The organism is Vibrio sp. HDW18, from assembly GCF_011306175.1.
GTDB lineage: Bacteria > Pseudomonadota > Gammaproteobacteria > Enterobacterales > Vibrionaceae > Vibrio > Vibrio chanodichtyis.
Genome location: NZ_CP049913.1, coordinates 2,245,529 through 2,266,204, shown reverse-complemented (window position 1 = coordinate 2,266,204; position 20,676 = coordinate 2,245,529). Strand labels below are relative to the sequence as shown.

Genomic DNA, 20,676 nt, shown 5'->3' with positions numbered 1-20,676 from the left:
CACAACGACAAATGCCAGCCCGAATACGGGCTGGCTAAAAAACTTACAATCCCATCATTGCGTGGTTAGCTTCGATTTGCATCTTAATCGCTTCCACTGCACTATCTAATGCTTGTTTTGGCGCTTGTTTGCCCGTTGCGATCAGCTGTAACGCGCTATTTGCTGGTCCCCAGACTTCATTCATTTCTGGGATAGATGGCATCGGGGTTGCAAATTCCGCTTGCATAGCAACCGCGCGTGCACCTTCATTATTTTTAATGATTGGATCATCGATTAATGCTCTCACCGCAGGCACTTCACCGGTTAACTCAAAGCGCTGCTTGGAATTCTCATAATTATTGATGAATTCAATATACTTTTGCGCCAAATCTTTATTTTTTGAGTAAGTTGAAATGCTGTAGCTTTTTACGCCCATAAATGATCCCATATGCTCTCCATTCGGTAATAGAGGCAAAGGCGCGACACCATAATTAATGCCGGCATCTTTATAAGGCTGGAATGACCATGGACCGGTTTGTACAATCGCGGCTTTTTTGCTGGTAAATAGCGAGTCAATCGCATTCAAACCAGAATCACCCACAATCCCACTTGGGAACACCCCTTCTTTAAAGAATTTTTGTACATATTCACCACCTTTGACCGCACCGTCAGTATTCAGCAAAATGGTTTTTGCGTCGTAGCTACCATCCGGATTTTTGGCAAATACATCACCGCCCATCGCTTTTAAGATGCCATAGGTGTAATAAATTTCATCCCATTTGGCGAGCAAACCATAATTGCCTTGCGCTCGAGCTTGTTGAGAAGCTTGGTAGATCTCTTCCATGGTTTTAGGCAGCTCTGGCATTAAATCTTTGTTATAGATCATCACCAAAGTTTCGACGGCTTTCGGTAAACCATACAGTTGGCCTTGATAAGTCAGTGCATCAACGGCTGATTCTGTAAACGTATCCAAAATTGCTTTATCCACGGTCAGTGGCGTCAATAAGCCTTGTACTACCGCACTGCCAATTTGGTCATGCGGTAGGTTAATCACGTCGGGACCGGTTCCAGCAGGACCATCCATACGCAGTGATTCGACTTGCCCGCCATAAGGCAATTCTTGCACGGTAATTTTCACATCATATTGTTGCTCAAACGCTTTGGTAGCCTCGGCATTACCCGCTGATTTTTGAATATCTTCCCAAATCAGCAACTTGCCTGCAGCAAGGGCATTGAGTGAAGAAAAAGTACAGCTAGCGATAAGAGCAGCATGGATTGCTTTGGTTAATGTACGTCTTTTCATAACGTCTCCTAGTTAATGTGTAGGTACAGCTTTGATGTTGTTCTCTGTTGCGTAGGTAAAACGATTACCCGGTTTAAAATAGGCGCTTCCCTTTACCTTGACTATGATTTTTGCTCACAACCGTGACAGTTAACACAAAAAAAGCCCAAAAAATGGAGTACGTTTACACTACGTTTTATAATCGCTAAAACAACGGCAAACTGCCTAGGTAATCGGCCGACAATTAAAATATTAATCAATAACTTAAATCAAAGAATCATGAAGGATAAGCCCTATGGCCTCTATAAAACTATCGAATGTAATCAAGCGATTTGGTGATGTGCAAACCATTAGCAATGTAAACCTTTCCATAGATAATGGTGAGTTTGTTGTTTTTGTGGGTCCATCAGGCTGTGGTAAATCCACCCTGCTGCGCATGATCGCGGGGCTTGAAGAGATCTCGGAAGGAACCATTGCCATCAAAGATCGCATCGTCAATGATGTGCAACCTTCGCAACGTGGTGTTGCCATGGTTTTCCAATCCTATGCGTTATATCCACATATGACGGTGGGACAAAACATGGGCTATGCACTGAAAGTGAATAAAACTCCACCAGCGACCATTGAGCATAAAGTGTTAAACGTGGCCAAAGCGTTACAATTAGACAGCTTGCTGGATCGCAAGCCTGCACAATTATCCGGTGGTCAACGGCAACGGGTCGCGATTGGCCGAGCGATTGTGCGCAATCCAGATGTGTTTTTATTCGACGAACCATTGTCCAACTTAGATGCCGAATTACGCGTTGAAATGCGCCTACACATCGCAAAGCTGCATCAAGATTTACAGTCAACCATGGTTTACGTGACTCATGATCAAGTCGAAGCAATGACATTGGCCGATAAAATCGTGGTTCTGCGTCAAGGCTGTGTGGAACAAGTCGGTAGCCCGATGGATCTCTACTATCACCCAGCCAATAAGTTTGTGGCCGGTTTTATTGGTTCACCCAAAATGAACTTTATTAACGCAATCGTCGACCGTTGGTCAGCCGACAGTTTAAGCGTTATTTTGGGCAATCAAACCAACGTAACAACTTTGCCGATTGTGACGCAACCGATGAATAAAGGAGAGCAAATCACGGTTGGGATAAGACCAGAACACCTCAATAAAGATGCCGGTGACTTGAGCCTAACCTTCCACTCAGAAGTGGTTGAACGTTTAGGCAGCAGCACTTATATCTTCGGCCAAAGCCTCGGCGTTGATGATTTTAAATTCTTAAATCCGGGTGATTTTTTCATCAAACCGTATACCAAAATGGCGCTGTATACTGATTTTGATGCGCTGCATTTATTTAATGCGGCAGGCGAAAATATCCGCATCCAACCCGCCACTGTCACCTTGGCACGTAGTGCCTGATCCGTTTTGCCTCTGCTCACTCAGCAGAGGCGACATTCCAGTGCTGATTTTATTGACTGATTAATGTGAGATATTTATGGCTACGATTAAGGATGTGGCAAGAGAAGCGGGTGTCTCTGTGGCCACCGTTTCCCGAGTAATGAACAACTCTTCCCACGCCAGCGCGGCAACCAAATCCGTGGTACAACAAGCCATGCTGAAACTGGGTTATCGCCCCAATGCCAATGCTCGGGCATTAGTAAGCCAAACCACCAATACCATTGGCGTACTGATCGGCGATGTTTCCGATCCTTTTTACGGCAGCATGGTCAAAGCGATTGATTCAATTGCGATTCAAAATGGCAAACATCTGCTGATCGGGAATGGTTACCATAATGCGGATTTTGAACGGGAAGTGATTGAGCTGCTGATCAATAGCCGCTGTGAGTCACTGGTTATCCATAGTAAAGCGCTCAGTAACCAAGAATTAATCCGCTTTGCAGAGGAAAAACCAACCATGGTTTTGATCAACCGTTATATTCCTGAAATTGCCGAGCGCTGTATTGCGCTGGATAACTTTCGTGGTTCGTATTTAGCGACCGAGCATTTGATCAAAATGGGCCATACTCAGATTGGTTATGTCTGTTCTAATCACGAGATAGAAGATACCGAACAGCGCAAAAATGGCTATTTATCGGCCCTGCAAGCTTACAATATTAAGGTCAATCCCGCTTATATTGAGTATGGTGCCCCCACCGAATTAGGCGGTGAAGAAGCCATGACTCACCTGCTGTCCAAAGATCTGCAATTAACTGCGATTGCTACCTACAACGATTATATGGCCGCTGGAGCGTTATCCATCCTCGATGAAAACGGTATTCAAGTTCCGCGCGACATCTCTTTGATCGGATTTGATGATGGGATTATCGCTAAATATCTGAGTCCAAAACTGACCACCATGCGTTATCCCATTCAAATGATGGCCGAAAAAGCGGTGCATTTGGCTTTTTTACTCGCCACAAGCCAACCGATCACTGATCCGATCCGTATTTTTGTACCGACCATGATCCGTCGTGCATCGGTGATTGCGCACTCTAGCTCCACCCGCTAACTGAAAACGTTATCAGCCCGCACACAACCAAGGGTAATCTCACACACGGTTTAGCCTCGCTCACCAATCCGACCTGTCGCTCTGCCGTGAGGCAAAGATTGCTATGGGTAGTTGAAAAGTGTTTAATTCACCTTATGCATTGATAAAGGTTGAATTTGTATGGCTACTATTAAGGATGTCGCTAAGGCGGCGGGCGTTTCTGTTGCAACGGTATCACGCGTGATTAATCAATCACCGAAAGCCAGTAAAAGCGCCATTGACTCGGTCAATAAAGCCATGCACGAATTAGGCTATCGACCCAATGCTGCTGCGCGAGCATTAGTCAGTCAAAGTACTCATACCATGGGCGTGTTGGTGGCGGATGTCTCCGATCCTTTTTTTGGCACTCTGGTTAAAGCGGTGGATACGATTGCTCATCAACATGGTAAACATTTACTGGTCGGCAATGGTTATCATAGCGCCGAAGATGAGCGCCGAGCGATTGAGCTACTGATCAACAACCGCTGCGATGCCTTGGTGATCCACTCCAAAGCGTTATCTGATCAAGAGTTAATTGATTTTTCTAAAGCGACTAAAGGCATGGTGATCATCAACCGCCATATCCCGCAGTTAGCTGAACGCTGTATCTCACTCGATAACCATAAGGGCGCTTATTTGGCGACAGAATTTCTGATCCGCCAAGGGCATCAGCATATTGCCTGTATTGCCTCTAGCCACCCGATTGCCGATGCCGATGAGCGGATCGCTGGTTATCGTGCCGCATTAACGGCACACAATATTCAACTACCCGACTCTTATATTGAATATGGCGACCCCAATAGTGATGGCGGCGAATCAGCGATGACCAACTTGCTCACCAAAGCGATTGAGATGAGCGCAGTGGTCGCTTATAACGATTATATGGCCGCTGGCGCGTTGTCAGTGCTGGCCGAAAATGGCATTGAAACCCCGGAGCAAATGTCAATTATTGGTTTTGATGATGGCTTAATCGCGCGTTATGTTAAGCCTCGCTTAACCACTATCCGCTACCCGATCCAGATGATGGCAGAAAAAGCCGCCTTGCTGGCTTTGCAGTTATCTAAAGATGAAACGCTGATCGATGAGAGCCCAAAACGCTACTCACCGACTATGGTCAAGCGAGATTCTGTGACCACTGTTAGTGATCCGCGTTAAAAGATTAAAGTGTGTGGCGAGTATTGTTAGCGTCAAGCCAACCTAAAAATCACGTTGGCGGATCGCTGGTTAGCAAACTGGAGAGTGACAACATTCGCCATAAAAAAACCTCATAGGCATTAGATGAGAATTTATACAATCACTCCCCCAAGTCACTGTATAACCCAGCACGGAGCCTGCTCGTAGCAAGATCCGCTTACTGCACACCTAAGCCTAGAGGAAAAACCACTGACTCAACAGATACCCGTCCTACTTGAAGTTGTTTGGGTATAATCCGTGTCAAGCGAGTTATGGACAAATTGATTAAAATACAAACTGATAACAGGTTTGATGCTGGTAGCGCTCACCCGCTTTGAGTATTGCTGCCTGCCTATTCCACTGGCGCTGATTCGGCCCGTCAGGAAAATACTGGGTTTCTAACGCCACGCCATCATAAGCGGCATAGGTTTTCGAACGCCCAGGCGTACCGGCTAAAAAATTGCCTGAATAAAACTGCATCGCAGGTTTGGTGGTTTTCACCGTCATCTGCACATCCCCAGCAGGAGCAGTCAAGACCGCGGCCGCTTGTATGCCATCGGTCACCAGATCGCTAAACACCAAACAGTGATCATAACCTTGGGCGATCTGCTGATCTTGATCGCTAAGTAGCTCCTCACCAATCAATTTGGCATGGTTAAAATCAAAGCTGGTACCCATCACCGACTTTAACTCTCCGGTTGGGATCAATCCGTTATCGGTAGGCAAATAGTGGGAAGCATGGATTTGTAACTTATGGGTAAGCGCATTGTCCACTGCGCCTTCTCCCGCTAAGTTAAAGTAAGCGTGATTGGTTAAATTCAGCGGTGACGCTTTATCGGTCTTAGCTTGATAAGCGATCAGAAATTGATTGTCATCACTCAGTGTATAGGTCACTTGCACGCCGAGATTACCCGGATAACCTTGGTCGCCATCGGCTGAGTACAAGGTAAACCTCACCTGTTGTGTGCTTTGATCAACGATCTGCCAGCGCCGTTTATCAAACCCTTGCAAACCACCGTGCAGAGCATTTTCCCCATTATTGATCGCCAGTTGATAACGCTCGCCATCAATTTCGAACTGCCCTTTAGCAATCCGGTTGGCAAAGCGACCAACAATCGCACCAAAATAAGCACCTTGCTTGAGGTGCTCTTCCATATTGGGAGAACGCAGCAACACTTCGCGCTCAGAACCATTGACTGGCAATGTGCAGCTTAACCACGTCGCCCCAATATCCATCAACACTACGCTCATGCCTTGAGCATTCGTTAAATGAACAAATTTAGCTGGCTGCCCATCAAACGATGGGGTTTGGCCCATCGCTAAGGTCACTTGTTCAAAGTTTGACATTATTGCCCATCCTCAGCATCAATTAATTCACAACCAAGCCGGCACCTTGGGTAGATTGGCAAACATAAATTGCTGCGCTCAACCCTGTTGCCTGTTGATAATTAGCCTCAACCGTCGCGGTAACTTTATCCACCAGCGTTCTAGGCACTAAAGCCACCACACAGCCACCAAAACCACCACCGGTCATACGCACACCACCTTGTTCACCGATGACTTGCTTGACCATCTCAACCAAAATATCAATTTCTGGCACGGTGATTTCAAAATCATCGCGCATCGATGCGTGAGATTCAGCCATCAGCTCACCCATTCGGCGCAGATCATTCTCGCCGAGCGCTCTCGCCGCTTCTAAGGTTCGAAGATTCTCAGTAATCACATGTCGAGCACGTTTCGCCACTGTGGCTTCTAATTGAGCTTCTTGAGCCACAAATTGCTCAAGGCTGACATCTCTGAGTGCTTTAACCCCAAAAATACCCGCGGCGGCTTCACACTGCTGTCGACGAGTGTTGTATTCACTATCCACCAACCCACGCTTTTTATTGGAGTTGATGATCACTACCGCCATCTCTTCTGGCATTGGCACCGCTTGCGTTTCTAAGCTACGGCAGTCTAGCAACATGGCATGATTAGCACGCGCTTGTGCTGAAATCATCTGATCCATAATTCCGCAATTACAGCCGACAAATTCATTCTCGGCTTGCTGACCGTTTAACGCGATCTCCGCTTGGCTGATCGCTAAATTAAACAGCTCTTTAAAGGTTTGTCCGATCACCACTTCCAGCGCCGCTGAAGAACTTAATCCCGCCCCTTGCGGCACATTTCCACTCACGCACAAATCAACCCCAGACAAGGCGTAACCACGGGCAAGTAAGCACTTCACCACCCCGCGAATATAGTTCGCCCACATTTTGTTGGCTTGAAAAGTGATCTCTTGAGTAAGATCAAATTCATCTAAGGCATTCCCATAATCCACGGAGATGACTCGCACTAGATGATCGTCACGCTTAGTGGCTGCCACCACCGTTTGATAATTAATCGCACAAGGTAAAACAAAGCCATCATTATAATCGGTGTGTTCACCAATTAAATTAACACGCCCCGGAGCCTGAACAATGTGGCTTGGCGCATAGCCGAACTCTTGCTCAAAAGATGTTTGCACATTTTGGATTAAATCAGACATGTTCAATTCCTAATCTTATCAATTCGTTTTAATAATTGGTTTGTTCTTTGTAATGCACGTCACTGAGTTCACGTAGGCGCTGCGCCGCTTGTTCCGCGGTCAAATCACGTTGGCTCTCGGCCAGCATTTCATAGCCAACCATAAACTTGCGCACGCTAGCACTGCGTAATAGCGGTGGATAAAACAACGCATGTAATTGCCAATGGTCAATATTGGTGCCTTGTTCAAAAAAGGGCGCATAGTGCCAACCCATCGAATAAGGGAAAGAGCACTGGAATAAATTATCGTAGCGGCTGGTCAATTTTTTGATGGCGATCGCTAAATCATCCCGCTCAAGATCAGACAGTTCACTCATACGCCGAATGTGCTTCTTGGGTAACAACATGGTTTCAAAAGGCCAGGCCGCCCAATAAGGCACCAGCGCCACCCAATGTTCCGTTTCCACCACAATACGTGCCCCATCGGCCAACTCAGCTTGCACATAGTCGACCAGCAAATTGCGACCATGTTGTTGAAAATAAGCGGTTAAATGCTGATCTTTACGCTCAATCTCATTGGGCAAGAAACTGTTTGCCCAAATTTGTCCATGGGGATGCGGTTGTGAACAACCCATGGTTTCACCTTTGTTCTCAAACGCTTGAACCCAAACATACTCTTTACCGAGCAGTTCAATTTGTTCATTCCAGGTATCAATCACCCCACGAATTTTTTCAACCGGTAGCTCAGGCAACGTTTGGCTGTGATCCGGCGAAAAACAGATGACTCGACTTAACCCACGTACCCCTTGCATTTGGAACAGCGGATTATCGCTTGCCGGAGCATCCGGTGAATCGACCATTAACGCGGCAAAATCGTTATTGAAAACGTAGGTGCCAGAATAATCCGGGTTAACATCCCCCGAGATCCGCGTATTGGTTGGGCATAAAAAACACTGTTGATCATAGCTTGGTAACTCAGCCAGCGCTGGCTTTTCATCGGCCCCACTCCATGGCCGTTTGGCACGGTGCGGAGAAACTAAAATCCACTGGCCCGTTAATGGGTTATAGCGACGATGAGGGTGATCGACCGGATTAAATTTACTATTCGACATCTTTAATTACTCAACCTGCAAAGCGAAAATTAATAACCATTGGGGTTTTGAACCTGCCAATGCCAGGTATCTGCCGCCATTTGTGCAACGCTATATTGGGCTTTCCATCCCAACTCACGCTCGGCTTTTTCAGTGCTGGCCCAACACTGGGCAATATCGCCTGCTCGGCGTGGACAAACTTGATACGGAATTGGCTTACCACATGCCGCACTGAACGCCGCCACCATGTCAAGTACGCTAGAGCCGTTACCCGTACCTAGGTTATAAATGTGTAATCCTGCGCTTTGCCCTACCGCTTTGAGTGCAGCAAGGTGCCCATCCGCCAAATCCATCACATGAATATAATCACGCACTCCAGTACCATCGGTGGTGGCATAGTCATCACCAAAGACCGACAGCTTTTCTCGTCGTCCGACCGCAACTTGTGCAATAAACGGCATTAAATTATTGGGAATACCCTGCGGATCTTCACCCATAGTGCCCGATGGATGGGCGCCGACCGGATTAAAGTAGCGTAATAAGGTGATACTCCAGTCCGGTTCCGCCACCAACAGATCGCGCAAGCATTGTTCAACCATGTGTTTACTGGTGCCATAAGGATTGGTGGTTGCGCCAGTTGGCGATGATTCGGTAATAGGAACCGTTTGTGGGTCGCCATAAACCGTCGCGGATGAGCTAAACACCATCGACTTCACGCCCGCCTTGCGCATACTGCGCAGCAGCACGAGTGAACCATTAACATTATTGTCATAGTATTCCAGTGGCTTAATTACCGATTCACCCACCGCTTTTAGCCCAGCAAAATGAATCACCGCTTGGATGCGATGGGCAGCAAAAATCGAATCAAGCAGCGCTTCATCTCGCACATCACCTTGATAAAAAGTCGGTTTTTTACCCGTTAGTGCTTCAATACGATTTAACACTTCCGCTTTGGCATTGCATAAATTATCCACGATGATCGGCTCAAGACCGGCCTCTATCATCTGTACACAAGTATGGCTACCTATGTACCCAATACCTCCAGTAATCAATACGCTCATAACTCACCCCTTGGCTCAGTTCAACACGATTGATTCTAGCAGCACCATTGCGCGTATTTCTGTGATAAAAACCCCAAAGTGGAAACGTTTACATTAAAATTACCCAAGATGAATTCCTATATTATTCGCAATCAGTGAGAGGCGAACAGCAACCGCCACACAAGTAATGAGTAACGTTTACATCGATAAGTGCGCAATGAATATAAAAAAATCGCGGCTCACAAGTCACTGCAAGCCGCGATTAAAATGGTGATATTGATTAAACAGACTGTGTAAGCAATAAAGGCCAATCCCTTACCTCTATTGCTTTACACTTCAACAAGCTTGTTTGCCCAAACATTACTAAGCAAATATATGACTGATCATTCGGCTCAGTTGAGCGCGCCCCAGCCACACTCGTGTCAATGTGAGTAATAGGATAATACTCGCAACAGCTAACATTCCCCACTCAGCATGCTGCAGATGGGTGGCGAGTGCCCCGCTCATCAGCAAAGCTAAACCGATACTGCTCAAGCCAGCCAAGCGTTGTAGAAGCAAGCCTATTCCTCCCATCACTTCGAGCAGGCCAATTACATACATAAACCACAATGCATAGCCCCAGCGTGCAAATGCTGCCATTTCAAACTCTAAGCTCGCAAGTTTAGCAACTCCGGAAGCGAGAAAAATCAAGGATAATACTGCACTCAATATATGGATTTTCATTGATAGTTCCTTATAAAAAACTATTCTCTATCAGTTAAACCTCAGCTTAAACAATGGATTACATGCCAATCATTGCATTAAATTATCTCATGCAGAAAGCCGACCCACAGTGCCTAAATGGACGTCACCCAATCAGGTAACCAATCCAGCGCCCAAATCTCTAACTGTTTATCAAAACCGGTGAAAATCATGGTACTGAGTAATAGCAATGCAATAGCTAATAAATATTTACCATATTTTGCACTGTTACCAATTTTTTTAAGCTGCAAGCCTGACGCATAACCAATACCAACCAGCGGCAACGCACAACCTAGTCCAAAAGCGAGCATGACAAAAAATGCCAGCAGCATATTTTGCCCAGTAGAAGCCAACGCAATCGCCGTACCCAATGTCGGTCCAACACAAGGTAGCCATACCAGACCTAACGACATCCCCACTACCAGTTGAAAAGCAGCACCAGAGCCTTGCACATTGGCGCCGGGCATGCGACTGACTAATAAAGAAAGCGCGTAGGACATGCGATCATTCAGTGCTGGGATCAACAAAACCATCCCCATTAACAACATCAGCCCCGCTGAAAAGTATCTCAATATGTCTGGAGAAATACCTAAGCTAAGCAGAATGAAAGTGATTAAGCTACCTGCAATCGCAAACGTCACACTGATCCCGATCGCTAACCAAACTAGACCAATACGGGAAGCCTGCATCGCCGAACTCGCTACCGCCGGTATCATAGGTAATACACAAGGTGATAACAGACTAAGTATGCCCGCCAAAAAGGCTAAAGGGAGCGATGAGATATCCATTACATACCACTCTCAGCCGAACTTAGAGCTTGAAAAATTTTATTGCGGCGGGTTTCCGCTACACTAAACCACAGTTGTTGATCACCTTTATAAAGCAATAATGTCGATTGACGAGGAGCTTTAAAATAGGTCACCCACTCTTTTTGAGTATCAAAATCAATGATTAGCTGCTTAATTTTACTATGTGGATTATCTTGAAAATAAGCATTAATAACTTTGTTTTGTGCTCGACAAGTTGGGCACCAATCCGCATGAACCACAATCAAAGTGATTTGATCCGCTTGCATTTGTGCCTCTTTCCAAGCTTGCTCAGTGAAGGGCATCTTGTAAGTATTATCCATCGTGTTATTCATCGCATTGGTAGTGCTCAACCAAAGCGTTGCAACCAAGCTTATCATTGCCGTATATAGCGCTTTTTTCATTTCTCTATCCTTATTGAACATTATTCACCCACTGATCGATCTACCTTGCTGGTTACATAAATAGTATGCAGTGAGAAATTAAACCGACTCATGGCCATAAATTGGTGTTGTGTTATTGATTAGCCAACTGCTCTCGAGACAGATTGCAGTAATGCCATACCACACCAAGGAAGACTAAGTCCTTAACCAGAAAGAAATTGGTGATCGGAACACCATCGGCCCATTTCCAAATCCCAGGAACGGTAAACAGAAAACTCAGAGTGGCGATAAAAGTGATGATCGCCCCCCAGCTACTCCAATAAGCAAGGCGAGGCTGCCAAAGCCCTGCAATTAGCCCTGCGGCGATGACAATCTCAACCAAACCGATCAGGTTCGATACCCCCTGCTCAGAAAGAAAGGAGTACAACCAGTTCATTAATGGGTGACTCGCAACCCAAGGACGAATCGCCGCCGCTTCGGTTGGTGTAAATTTGAAAATGCCAATCCAAAGTAGAGTGAGCACGACACCAGCTAGAGCCAAAATGAAACCAATGTCATAACGCTGCAAAAGGCTGAAGTGGCATTTCGCCGATTGAGAGGTGAGGGAATTACGGCTCATAGTTATATCCTATATGTTCGTCAGAGTGTGATAGCAGTCTGCCGCACATCGTGATATGTTTTATAACTCATAGTCGCCAAATACTTACAATTCGTCTCAAATATGGATCCACTTTCTATTTTGCTGGCACATACTAACCCACGCGCTCAACTCTTTTTCGCGGGTAACCTCTGCTTAAATTCCGATAGCCAAGACTATCCCGCAGGAGGACATCTGCATCTACTGCGTAGTGGTGAACTGACTTTGCACTATGAGGGGGCGGAATCACGTTTACTGGCCGAGCAAACTTTGATTTTCTTTCCGAGCGGCCTGGCCCATCGCATGCAGCCACGCCAACTCGGTGGATGTGATCTTGTCTGCGCTTCGGTTTCATTCAGTCAAACCGCAACTTCACCACTGAAATTGGCTCTACCAGATGCTGTGATACTGCCATTACGTGAGCTACCGGCTCTAGAGCCATTGCTGACTCTGCTGTTTGATGAAGCGTTTACTAGCCGCTATGGCCAACAACCGGTTCTCACTCGCTTACTGGAAACCTTACTGATTTTGCTATTGCGACATATGGTGGAAAATGGTCTGTGCCAGCAAGGCACTCTTGCTGGTTTATCCGATCCTCGCCTCGCAAAAGCGATAGCTGCCATACATTTACGTACGGAAGAAAAATGGACCGTGGCCACATTAGCCAAACAAGCGGGAATGTCACGTGCACGCTTTGCGGCACATTTTCAAATGCACATCGGCATGCCACCGTTAGCCTACCTAACCCAATGGCGAATGCTACTCGCTGGTCAACAATTACTGATTGGTGAATCAATTATGCAAGTCGCTTTAAGCGCAGGCTACAGTGGCAGCATCGCGTTCAGTCGAGCCTTTGAACGTGAGTTTGGGGTAAGTCCAGGTCGGTGGCTCAAAATGCAGCAAAGTGAAAGCAAAGATTATTCACCTACCTAGTCATTTAACACTCTGAGCTTACGTCAGTTAAACATCGTGCTGGATATTTGATTAATATGCACATTTATACCCAAACAACTTGGAGTTGCAGGTAGGCGGCAAGTGAGTGAGCCCCCATGAGCATAGGCAAACTATGTAATTGGGGTGAAGGAACGTCGCCAACACCGCTGCAACTTCAAGTAGGAAGGGGATATCTATCAAATTGGGCGATTAGGTGACCACCTAACCAACAAGCGAGTGCTCTGCGCTCACTTTACCGCTAAACTAGTGCGCTGACTGATCGATATCGAGCCCAAATACTCATGCAAAGCTTACAACAAATCCTGCAACAACCAGAATTAGAGCATAAACTGCTCAACCAAGCGAAAACCGTTGGTTTTGTCACCTCAATGGCTTGTTGCCCCAATGTTCTGCCGCCTGAAGAGTGGCTACCATTTCTATGGGGAGGCGAAGAAAATGCCCCATTTACCGATGCTACTCAATTAGAAACCTATCTTCAGCATATTATTCAACTTTGGAACACCTCCCGCCAGCAACTGCTCAGCGCTGAATGGCAGTGGCCAGCAGAGTATGCGCTAGATGAGCAAGAGATTGTCAATCAAGCTGTGCGTGATTTTTGTGAAGGGATGCTGCAAGGCTGGCAGTTGGCGCGTGATGATTGGGAAGTTCTCATGCCAGAACAAAGCTCCGATAATACATTGCTTGGCGGCGTGCTACTCTCGCTGAGCATGTTGTACGATCCGGAAACCTCCATCACCACACTTTATCAGCAAGGTTTTACCGGTTTAGAACAATTTGCCGAAATTTATGCGGCCATTCCCGTCATGCTAAGCGGTATCACCCAACGTGGTGTGGCGCTAGCCGAAGCACAATAAGCTGCCAAAAGCTGTTCAGAGCAAAATGCATGCAAAGCTGTGCGCAAAAAAAAGCCCATCCACTAGGGGTTGGGCATTTTTAGTATCAGCATCGATATCGGCTAACCTATGCGTTACCTTTTACTCTCAGGTTCAGTTGCTGTGCAAACTCCAGCATTCGATTTAAGGGGATCAGCGATTTTTGTCTCAGCGCTTCATCAACAAAAATTTCGTGCTCTTCACTACCATCACGCAACGCTTTAGCAATCGCAGTTAAACCGTTCATCGCCATCCACGGACAATGGGCACAGCTACGACAAGTCGCACCAGCACCCGCCGTCGGAGCTTCAAACAGCTCTTTGTCTGGCACCATTTGTTGCATTTTAAAGAAGATGCCTTTATCGGTCGCCACAATCATTTTTTGTTGCGGTAAGGTTTGAGCCGCTTTGATCAATTGACTGGTTGAACCCACGGCGTCAGCTAATTCAACCACACTAGACGGCGATTCCGGATGTACCAAAACTGCCGCATCCGGATGCAGTGCTTTCATTTTGCGTAATGCATCTGCGGAAAACTCATCGTGAACCACACACTCACCTTGCCACAGCAACATATCGGCACCGGTTTTATGGGCGATATAAGAGCCTAGATGGCGATCGGGAGCCCAAATAATCGATTTGCCTTGAGCATCGAGGTGTTCGACAATTTCTAGCGCAATACTGGAGGTGACGACCCAATCGGCACGCGCTTTAACCGCAGCAGAAGTATTGGCATACACCACAACGGTATGATCTGGATGCGCATCGCAAAACTCGGTGAACTTATCCGCTGGGCAACCTAAATCGAGTGAACATTCGGCTTGTAAGGTTGGCATTAAAATCCGTTTTTCAGGGGTAAGGATCTTCGCCGATTCCCCCATAAAGCGCACACCAGCAATGATCAGCGTAGTTGCCGCATGATGATTGCCAAACTTGGCCATTTCTAATGAATCACCCACAAAGCCACCGGTTGCTTCAGCCAGTGCCTGAATTTCCGGATCGGTATAATAATGGGCAATTAACACCGCATTTTTTTCAATCAATAGCTGTTTGATTTGGGCGATATAAGCTTGCTTCTCCTCACGAGTGAGCGGGGTCGGCTTAGGAGGAAAGGGATAAACGGTATTGATAGTATCGAGTATGTGGCTCATGACTCTTGCTCTGCACAACTTTCATAGACCGCGCATTGTACACCTGAAATAAAGCTGTAAGCAAAAGTGAATCACACCAATTAGGAATATGCTTAAAAGGGCTGAATACTCAGCCCTTTTAATTTATTTTAAATTCTGTTTGGCAATTTCCGCCGAGGCACTATCAGGGTATTCATCCACCGTTTGCTGATAAAACTTACGCGCTTGCTCAGCATTATTATTGCGCTTAGCAATATCGCCCAATTTCACCAACGCATCGGCGCGTTTATTTGAATCACGCTGAGAGACCACCGCCGCAAAACTCTTGGCTGCCGCTTGATCATCTTTGTTGGCAAAATAGAGTTGGCCTAACCAATAGTGGGCATTAGCCGATAAAGTCGAGTTGGGGTAATCACTCTGAAACTGCTGAAACGCAGCAATCGCACCGGCGTAATCACGCTTTTTGAGGATCAGATCCACTGCATTTTGATAAGCCGCTTGCTCATTGGTATCACTACTGAATGTGCCTTGTACAGCATCATTACTGTTAGTGACTGAAGCAGCACTTGCTGCCGCGGGTGATTTAAGCTCACCACGCACTCGATCAAGCTCTACAAACAACTCACGTTGACGTTGCAACATTTGCTGCATGTCGTAGTTGTTTTTTTCAATTTGGCCCCGTAGTTCATTGACCTCAAGTACCATGTCATCGAGCTGCTTTTGCATTTGCAACTGCACAAGATTACGGCTCTCAACTAAACGCTCAAGGCGTTCGAGGTCAGAATTCCGCGAACCACTCGCAGAGCCAGCGGATACGTTGCGACTTAGGTCAGATACTGGAGCCGGTGCAGCGAGTGCTTGACTCGCTGCACTAGCCAGTAACATCAGCATAACAACGTGCTTTAAGTTACTGAACATGAGGCATCACCTCAATTAGTAAACCAGAACTGCACGACGGTTTTTCGCGTACACTTCTTCTGATTGACCAAGCATCAGCGGTTTTTCTTCGCCGTAGCTTACGATAGCGATTTGCTCAGTTTGCACGCCTAACGCTTCTAGGTACTTAGCCACCGCTTGAGCACGACGCTCGCCCAGTGCAATGTTGTACTCTGGTGTACCACGCTCATCCGCATGACCTTCAACAGTCACTTTCAGGCTTGGGTTTTTAACCAAGTAAGTAGCATGTGCTGCTAACATGGTTTCGTAATTGCTGGCAATCGTTGCATTGTCGAATGCGAAGTAGATTGTTTGGTTTTGACGCAGTGCTTGTTGTTGCAGCTCTTGCTCAGTCAGTTGACCTTGCGCAGACAAAGCATTGCCATCAACATTAGAAACTTCAGATTGATTATTAGTTTGCGAACCTGAATTTGCTGCATCGTCACTTGAACTACAAGCAGTAACCGCTAAAACCGGTAGCGCAATCAATAGCCCTTTAAGAACTTTGTTAAGTTTCATTTTTTATTCCTTTCTATAAAACAGTTACTTGTTATAAAAACGGTGACCATGCTGGAGCGCGAACACGTCCATTGGTTGCCGGTAATCTTGCTTTAAAACGTCCATCAATGGAAACCATCGACAACACGTTGGCCTTATTGTAGATGGAGCTGTAAATCACCATACCACCATTGGGCGCAATACTTGGGGACTCATCTAACAGTGTTTTGGTTAGGATCTGCATTGCCCCGGTTTCTAAATCCTGCTTAGCGAGATTGAAGCCCGCATCACTACGATTGACCATCACCAAAAATTTACCGTCTGGCGTGATTTGACCACCGAGGTTCTGGCTACCTTGCCAAGTTAAACGCTTAGTTTCACCGCTGGCTAAATTTACTTGATAAATCTGTGGTTTACCACCACGATCTGATGTAAAAATCAACGATTTACCATCTGGATGCCAGAATGGTTCGGTGTTATTCGCCCGACCAGTTGTGACCTCTTTTAAGCGTCGAGTTGCCAAGTCCATCGTGTAAACCTGTAAATTACCCGTTTTTGATAATACCAGCGCTAGAGTTTTACCATCTGGTGAGAATCTAGGCGCACCATTATGGCGTGGGAATGAGGTCAACTTTTCACGCTGGCCAGTATAGATGTTCATCATGTAAATTTCAGCTTGCCCGTTTTGAAAACTTACATAAGCAAGCATTTGACCATCGGGTGACCAAGCTGGAGACATCAAAGGTTGTTTAGAGCGCAGCACTAGCCGTTCATTATAACCATCGTAGTCCGCAATTCTCAGTTGATAAGGATAAGGGTCCTTATCATTGACCACCACATAAGCAATCCGAGTTAAAAATGCACCGCGTTCACCGGTGAGTTCTTCATATACTAAATCGGCAATCCGGTGGGCATACTCACGCAGCCGTGAAGCTGGTACTGTCGCTACTTTATTGAATAGCACATGATCTTTTGAGAGTACCAGTTGGCCATCCTGAGACAGTGATTTACTCTGCCCTTGCGTTAATTGACCACGAACAATGTCGATCAATTGATAATTGATCACATAGTTACCCTCAGCATTCTGCGTGATGTTTCCGGTCAATAACGCATCGACCCCCATTGAGGTCCATTGGGTAAAATTCACTTGCTCATCGCTGTAGGGCGTTTGCGGCATATTATTGGTTGGTACAGGGCTAAACTTGCCACTGCGTTGTAAATCCGAAGCAATGACCGCCGAAACATCTTCCGGTAATTTGATCCCACCATCCCACTTGAAAGGGACAATCGCAATCGGACGTGCCGAATCAATACCGTCGGTGATCACCAGTTCTAATGCCGCATTAGCGACATGAACAGAGCTAGTACCGATGAGCATCAACATAAAAACTAATCGCTTAAACACAAGCCTTCCCTTCCTTATTCAGGTGCTACGGTTAAATTAATATTTCTTAGTTTTTCCACTACGTCAGGTTGATCCTTAGGTAGTGGAAAACTGTCCACTTGTGCGACGGCACGTTGGGTTGCTGCGCACAAACGGCTATCACCATCAATCACGCTGAGGCTGCCCAGTAAGGCTCCTGTTCCGGTAGGGATCAGCCTTAAGTTCACCCGACACTGCTTACCTCTAAAACTCTCTTCCACTAATAAATTCTGGCGAATCAATTGGGTATAAATTGCACCGTAACGGCCAACTTCTGAAGTCACAAACTGTTGCCGCGCAGCATTATTTTGCTGATTTTCACTACTCAAACTACCAAAAATATCATTCAGTGCCGCTTCTTGTGCTTTACGCTCAGCCGCAGCTTTAGCGGCACGTTCTTTCTCTTGGCGCGCTTTCTCTGCCGCATCTTTCGCCGCTTTTTCTTTGGCTAAACGTTCTTGCTCAGCTTTCGCTGCCAGCTCTTGCTCGCGTTTAGCTTTCTCTTGAGCTTGTTTGGCTTCCTGTTCGCGTTGGATGCGCTGCTGCTCAGCTTTGGCTGCCGCCGCTTCTTTGGCGACTCGTTCTTGTTCGGCTTTTCTCGCCGCATCTTCTTGAACTTTACGTTCAGCGGCGGCTTTAGCGGCACGCTGCTGTTCTTCACGCGCTTGTTGCTCAGCGGCAACACGCTGTTGTTCTTGCTGCTGGCGTAATTTTTCCGCTTCGCGGGCGGCCTTTGCGTCTTTGGCTTGCTGCTCTTTGAGCTGACGAATCCGCTCTTCTTCCGCTTGACGATTTTTCTCAAGCAGCTCACTTTCTCGGCGCAATTTATCTAATCGTTGCTGCTCTTTTTTAGCCGCTTCTTCGCGTTGATTGCGAATTTGCTGGGCTTGTTGGCGCACCAATTGCGGATCAATCACCACCGCTTCAATCATTTGTCCTGTCGGTTCAGGCTCAGACATGCTGAAATCTGCGCCCCAGAATAAAATCACCACTAAAGCACCATGCATAGCCAGTGAAAGCGTGATTGATTTAGCATTACTACTTGTTCTGGACTTATTCTCTTTCATGCTCAATGTGAAACCTACTACTTAAGGTCGGTGAGTAACCCTACTTTGGGAATGCCGGCTCGACTCAACTCATCCAATACCAAAACAATCTCTGCATAAGGCGTAGCAGCATCCCCCCCACGGCAACTGGCGAATTAGGTTTAAGGCTCAATTCGGCTTTAACACGTACGATCACATCTTGCAGTGATAACCCGCGCTGCACATCCTCATCATTCACACTCAAGCCAACATTACCCTCTTTATCAACCTCAACGATAATAAAGCTCGAATCGCTCTCTCCGGCCATATCGGCGGCTGATTTTGCCGAGTGTGTTTTGGGTAATTCAACATCAACGCCTTGAGTGACAAATGGCGAAGTCACCATAAAGATAATCAGCAGAACCAGCATAACGTCGATATAAGGCACCACGTTAATTTCTGCTTTCATCTCACGCTTTTTCGGTTGATAACCAGCCATAGTTACTCTCGACCCGCCATCGCTTGACGGTGCAAAATAGTATGGAACTCTTCAGAGAAAGTCGCATAGGTGTGCTCAAGCTTACTGACCTTATGGCTCAACCGGTTATACGCCATGACCGCAGGAATAGCGGCAAACAGACCAATCGCGGTCGCGATTAGCGCTTCAGCAATCCCCGGCGCCACCATTGCCAACGTGGCTTGCTTAACTTCACCTAGAGCAATAAAAGCATGCATAATGCCCCACACCGTGCCGAATAGACCGATATAAGGGCTGATAGAGCCCACCGTCGCCAAAAAAGGCAAACTGGTTTCTAAAGAATCCACTTCACGAGCCACTGCGATGCGCATCGCCCGTCCGGTGCCTTCCATCACAAAATCTGGGGCACTAGGATTGGTTTTACGTAAACGAGCAAACTCGGTAAAGCCAGCATAAAAGATTTCCTGAATACCATAGATCTCGTCTTTGCGTTTTTTTACATCTTGATAGAGAGCACCAAGATCAAGCCCAGACCAAAAACGGTCTTCGAATGCATCCGCTTCACGCTCCGCTGCGGCAATCACTCTACTGCGTTTGATAATGGCCGCCCAAGAAGCCACCGACATGCCTAGCAAGGTCAACATGACCATTTTTACCAAAAAACTGGCTTGTAAAAAAAGATCCAGAAATGAAATATCAGCGCTCACTACCGTTAAACTCCAAACTGATTAATTGAGGCAATGCCTTCGGCCTCATATTTTCATGATCAATACATGCTACCTTAACCTTCGCTTTAGACAATACAGCGCCGTCAGGATTAACCAGTTCCTGACAGAAGGTTAAAGAAGCTTTTCTTAATTCAGACACGTAAGTGATCACTTCAAGGTGGTCATCTAATTTTGCCCCTTTAAGAAAATCTATCTCCATGTGTCTGACCACAAAACCTGTATTTTGTTGCAGCAAACTTTGCTGATTAACGCCAAATGCTCGTAGCATTTCAGTACGAGCTCTTTCAAAGAATTTGAGATAATTGGCGTGATAAACGACACCACCAGCGTCAGTATCTTCGTAATACACTGTCACAGGCCAACGAAAAGTTTTCATGGTTTTGATAAAAATCTCATATACCTAGGATCGGCCGCTACTATAACGCAACTCTTGGATGATAGTACAAATGCGGATAAAGTTTTCTTAAGCGAATA

The 20,676-nt window shown here is 46.4% G+C and carries 21 protein-coding genes and 1 pseudogene; 5 read left to right on the top strand and 17 right to left on the bottom strand.

From position 1 onward, the window contains the following. Positions 1-43: 43 nt before the first annotated feature. The gene (locus G7083_RS10845; RefSeq protein ID WP_166014782.1) at positions 44-1,282 is read right to left on the bottom strand and encodes an extracellular solute-binding protein; all 1,239 of its coding nucleotides are present in this window, start codon (positions 1,280-1,282) and stop codon (positions 44-46) included. Positions 1,283-1,556: 274 nt separating this feature from the next. On the opposite strand from G7083_RS10845, the gene ugpC reads away from it, so the two are divergent. The 3 genes from ugpC (at position 1,557) to G7083_RS10830 (ending at position 4,938) form a co-directional block, all read left to right on the top strand. Next, positions 1,557-2,675 (top strand): sn-glycerol-3-phosphate ABC transporter ATP-binding protein UgpC, encoded by a 1,119-nt coding sequence (ugpC, locus tag G7083_RS10840; protein ID WP_166014781.1) that lies wholly within the window; start codon positions 1,557-1,559, stop codon positions 2,673-2,675. A gap of 76 nt (positions 2,676-2,751) precedes the next feature. Continuing rightward, complete coding sequence (locus G7083_RS10835; RefSeq protein WP_166014780.1) at positions 2,752-3,765, top strand: substrate-binding domain-containing protein; 1,014 nt, start codon at positions 2,752-2,754, stop codon at positions 3,763-3,765. Between the two features lie 159 nt (positions 3,766-3,924). Next, positions 3,925-4,938, top strand: coding sequence for a substrate-binding domain-containing protein (locus G7083_RS10830; RefSeq protein ID WP_166014779.1), 1,014 nt, complete (start codon positions 3,925-3,927; stop codon positions 4,936-4,938). Between the two features lie 303 nt (positions 4,939-5,241). Here the strand turns inward: G7083_RS10830 and galM are convergent, their stop codons facing one another. The 8 genes from galM to G7083_RS10790 form a co-directional block, all read right to left on the bottom strand. Continuing rightward, entirely contained in the window at positions 5,242-6,306 is a 1,065-nt protein-coding gene (galM, locus tag G7083_RS10825; protein ID WP_166015048.1) for a galactose-1-epimerase, read from the bottom strand. 19 nt (positions 6,307-6,325) lie between these two features. Continuing rightward, positions 6,326-7,483, bottom strand: coding sequence for a galactokinase (galK, locus tag G7083_RS10820; protein ID WP_166014778.1), 1,158 nt, complete (start codon positions 7,481-7,483; stop codon positions 6,326-6,328). A 28-nt stretch (positions 7,484-7,511) separates the two neighbouring features. Next, the gene (locus G7083_RS10815; protein WP_166014777.1) at positions 7,512-8,573 is read right to left on the bottom strand and encodes a UDP-glucose--hexose-1-phosphate uridylyltransferase; all 1,062 of its coding nucleotides are present in this window, start codon (positions 8,571-8,573) and stop codon (positions 7,512-7,514) included. A 29-nt stretch (positions 8,574-8,602) separates the two neighbouring features. Continuing rightward, complete coding sequence (gene galE / locus G7083_RS10810; RefSeq protein WP_166014776.1) at positions 8,603-9,613, bottom strand: UDP-glucose 4-epimerase GalE; 1,011 nt, start codon at positions 9,611-9,613, stop codon at positions 8,603-8,605. A 342-nt stretch (positions 9,614-9,955) separates the two neighbouring features. Next, the gene (locus G7083_RS10805) at positions 9,956-10,315 is read right to left on the bottom strand and encodes a DoxX family protein (RefSeq protein WP_166014775.1); all 360 of its coding nucleotides are present in this window, start codon (positions 10,313-10,315) and stop codon (positions 9,956-9,958) included. Positions 10,316-10,428: 113 nt separating this feature from the next. Then, complete coding sequence (locus G7083_RS10800) at positions 10,429-11,121, bottom strand: cytochrome c biogenesis CcdA family protein (protein WP_166014774.1); 693 nt, start codon at positions 11,119-11,121, stop codon at positions 10,429-10,431. Then, a complete protein-coding gene (locus G7083_RS10795) occupies positions 11,121-11,543 on the bottom strand; it encodes a thioredoxin family protein (protein WP_206212097.1) in 423 nt (140 codons plus the stop codon). Before G7083_RS10795 ends, G7083_RS10800 begins: the two co-directional genes overlap by 1 nt. A 112-nt stretch (positions 11,544-11,655) precedes the next feature. Next, a complete protein-coding gene (locus G7083_RS10790; RefSeq protein ID WP_206212096.1) occupies positions 11,656-12,141 on the bottom strand; it encodes a DUF417 family protein in 486 nt (161 codons plus the stop codon). Positions 12,142-12,243: 102 nt separating this feature from the next. Between G7083_RS10790 and G7083_RS10785 the strand changes: the two genes are divergently transcribed. Beyond that, complete coding sequence (locus tag G7083_RS10785; RefSeq protein WP_166014773.1) at positions 12,244-13,092, top strand: AraC family transcriptional regulator; 849 nt, start codon at positions 12,244-12,246, stop codon at positions 13,090-13,092. Positions 13,093-13,394: 302 nt separating this feature from the next. Beyond that, on the top strand, positions 13,395-13,967 hold the full coding sequence (locus tag G7083_RS10780) for a YecA family protein (protein WP_166014772.1): 573 nt from the start codon (positions 13,395-13,397) through the stop codon (positions 13,965-13,967). Positions 13,968-14,073: 106 nt separating this feature from the next. Here G7083_RS10780 and nadA read toward each other — a convergent pair whose 3' ends face one another. The 8 genes and pseudogenes from nadA to ybgC all read right to left on the bottom strand — a co-directional run bounded on the left by nadA (position 14,074) and on the right by ybgC (position 20,578). Then, positions 14,074-15,135 (bottom strand): quinolinate synthase NadA, encoded by a 1,062-nt coding sequence (gene nadA, locus G7083_RS10775; protein WP_166014771.1) that lies wholly within the window; start codon positions 15,133-15,135, stop codon positions 14,074-14,076. A 123-nt stretch (positions 15,136-15,258) separates the two neighbouring features. Next, positions 15,259-16,032 (bottom strand): tol-pal system protein YbgF, encoded by a 774-nt coding sequence (gene ybgF, locus G7083_RS10770; RefSeq protein WP_166014770.1) that lies wholly within the window; start codon positions 16,030-16,032, stop codon positions 15,259-15,261. Positions 16,033-16,047: 15 nt separating this feature from the next. Then, positions 16,048-16,569 carry a peptidoglycan-associated lipoprotein Pal gene (pal, locus tag G7083_RS10765; RefSeq protein WP_166014769.1) on the bottom strand — a complete coding sequence of 174 codons (522 nt, stop codon included), beginning with the start codon at positions 16,567-16,569 and terminating at the stop codon, positions 16,048-16,050. 31 nt (positions 16,570-16,600) lie between these two features. After that, positions 16,601-17,953 (bottom strand): Tol-Pal system beta propeller repeat protein TolB, encoded by a 1,353-nt coding sequence (gene tolB, locus G7083_RS10760; protein WP_206212095.1) that lies wholly within the window; start codon positions 17,951-17,953, stop codon positions 16,601-16,603. A gap of 14 nt (positions 17,954-17,967) precedes the next feature. Beyond that, positions 17,968-19,038: a cell envelope integrity protein TolA gene (gene tolA, locus G7083_RS10755; RefSeq protein WP_166014768.1), complete on the bottom strand. Its 1,071-nt coding sequence runs from the start codon at positions 19,036-19,038 to the stop codon at positions 17,968-17,970. A gap of 17 nt (positions 19,039-19,055) precedes the next feature. Further along, positions 19,056-19,495, bottom strand: a pseudogene (locus tag G7083_RS10750) (ExbD/TolR family protein). 2 nt (positions 19,496-19,497) lie between these two features. Further along, positions 19,498-20,181: a protein TolQ gene (gene tolQ, locus G7083_RS10745; protein WP_166014767.1), complete on the bottom strand. Its 684-nt coding sequence runs from the start codon at positions 20,179-20,181 to the stop codon at positions 19,498-19,500. Further along, on the bottom strand, positions 20,171-20,578 hold the full coding sequence (gene ybgC / locus G7083_RS10740; RefSeq protein ID WP_166014766.1) for a tol-pal system-associated acyl-CoA thioesterase: 408 nt from the start codon (positions 20,576-20,578) through the stop codon (positions 20,171-20,173). The genes tolQ and ybgC overlap by 11 nt, the downstream gene beginning before the upstream one ends. Positions 20,579-20,676: the final 98 nt, after the last annotated feature.

What these genes read in the sequence shown, in the direction of transcription:
- G7083_RS10845 (WP_166014782.1), bottom strand. Translation starts at nt 1,282, where the DNA reads ATGAAAAGACGTACATTAACCAAAGCAATCCATGCTGCTCTTATCGCT.
- ugpC (WP_166014781.1), top strand. Translation starts at nt 1,557, where the DNA reads ATGGCCTCTATAAAACTATCGAATGTAATCAAGCGATTTGGTGATGTG.
- G7083_RS10835 (WP_166014780.1), top strand. Translation starts at nt 2,752, where the DNA reads ATGGCTACGATTAAGGATGTGGCAAGAGAAGCGGGTGTCTCTGTGGCC.
- G7083_RS10830 (WP_166014779.1), top strand. Translation starts at nt 3,925, where the DNA reads ATGGCTACTATTAAGGATGTCGCTAAGGCGGCGGGCGTTTCTGTTGCA.
- galK (WP_166014778.1), bottom strand. Translation starts at nt 7,483, where the DNA reads ATGTCTGATTTAATCCAAAATGTGCAAACATCTTTTGAGCAAGAGTTC.
- G7083_RS10815 (WP_166014777.1), bottom strand. Translation starts at nt 8,573, where the DNA reads ATGTCGAATAGTAAATTTAATCCGGTCGATCACCCTCATCGTCGCTAT.
- galE (WP_166014776.1), bottom strand. Translation starts at nt 9,613, where the DNA reads ATGAGCGTATTGATTACTGGAGGTATTGGGTACATAGGTAGCCATACT.
- G7083_RS10805 (WP_166014775.1), bottom strand. Translation starts at nt 10,315, where the DNA reads ATGAAAATCCATATATTGAGTGCAGTATTATCCTTGATTTTTCTCGCT.
- G7083_RS10800 (WP_166014774.1), bottom strand. Translation starts at nt 11,121, where the DNA reads ATGGATATCTCATCGCTCCCTTTAGCCTTTTTGGCGGGCATACTTAGT.
- G7083_RS10795 (WP_206212097.1), bottom strand. Translation starts at nt 11,543, where the DNA reads ATGAAAAAAGCGCTATATACGGCAATGATAAGCTTGGTTGCAACGCTT.
- G7083_RS10790 (WP_206212096.1), bottom strand. Translation starts at nt 12,141, where the DNA reads ATGAGCCGTAATTCCCTCACCTCTCAATCGGCGAAATGCCACTTCAGC.
- G7083_RS10785 (WP_166014773.1), top strand. Translation starts at nt 12,244, where the DNA reads ATGGATCCACTTTCTATTTTGCTGGCACATACTAACCCACGCGCTCAA.
- G7083_RS10780 (WP_166014772.1), top strand. Translation starts at nt 13,395, where the DNA reads ATGCAAAGCTTACAACAAATCCTGCAACAACCAGAATTAGAGCATAAA.
- nadA (WP_166014771.1), bottom strand. Translation starts at nt 15,135, where the DNA reads ATGAGCCACATACTCGATACTATCAATACCGTTTATCCCTTTCCTCCT.
- ybgF (WP_166014770.1), bottom strand. Translation starts at nt 16,032, where the DNA reads ATGTTCAGTAACTTAAAGCACGTTGTTATGCTGATGTTACTGGCTAGT.
- pal (WP_166014769.1), bottom strand. Translation starts at nt 16,569, where the DNA reads ATGAAACTTAACAAAGTTCTTAAAGGGCTATTGATTGCGCTACCGGTT.
- tolA (WP_166014768.1), bottom strand. Translation starts at nt 19,038, where the DNA reads ATGAAAGAGAATAAGTCCAGAACAAGTAGTAATGCTAAATCAATCACG.
- ybgC (WP_166014766.1), bottom strand. Translation starts at nt 20,578, where the DNA reads ATGAAAACTTTTCGTTGGCCTGTGACAGTGTATTACGAAGATACTGAC.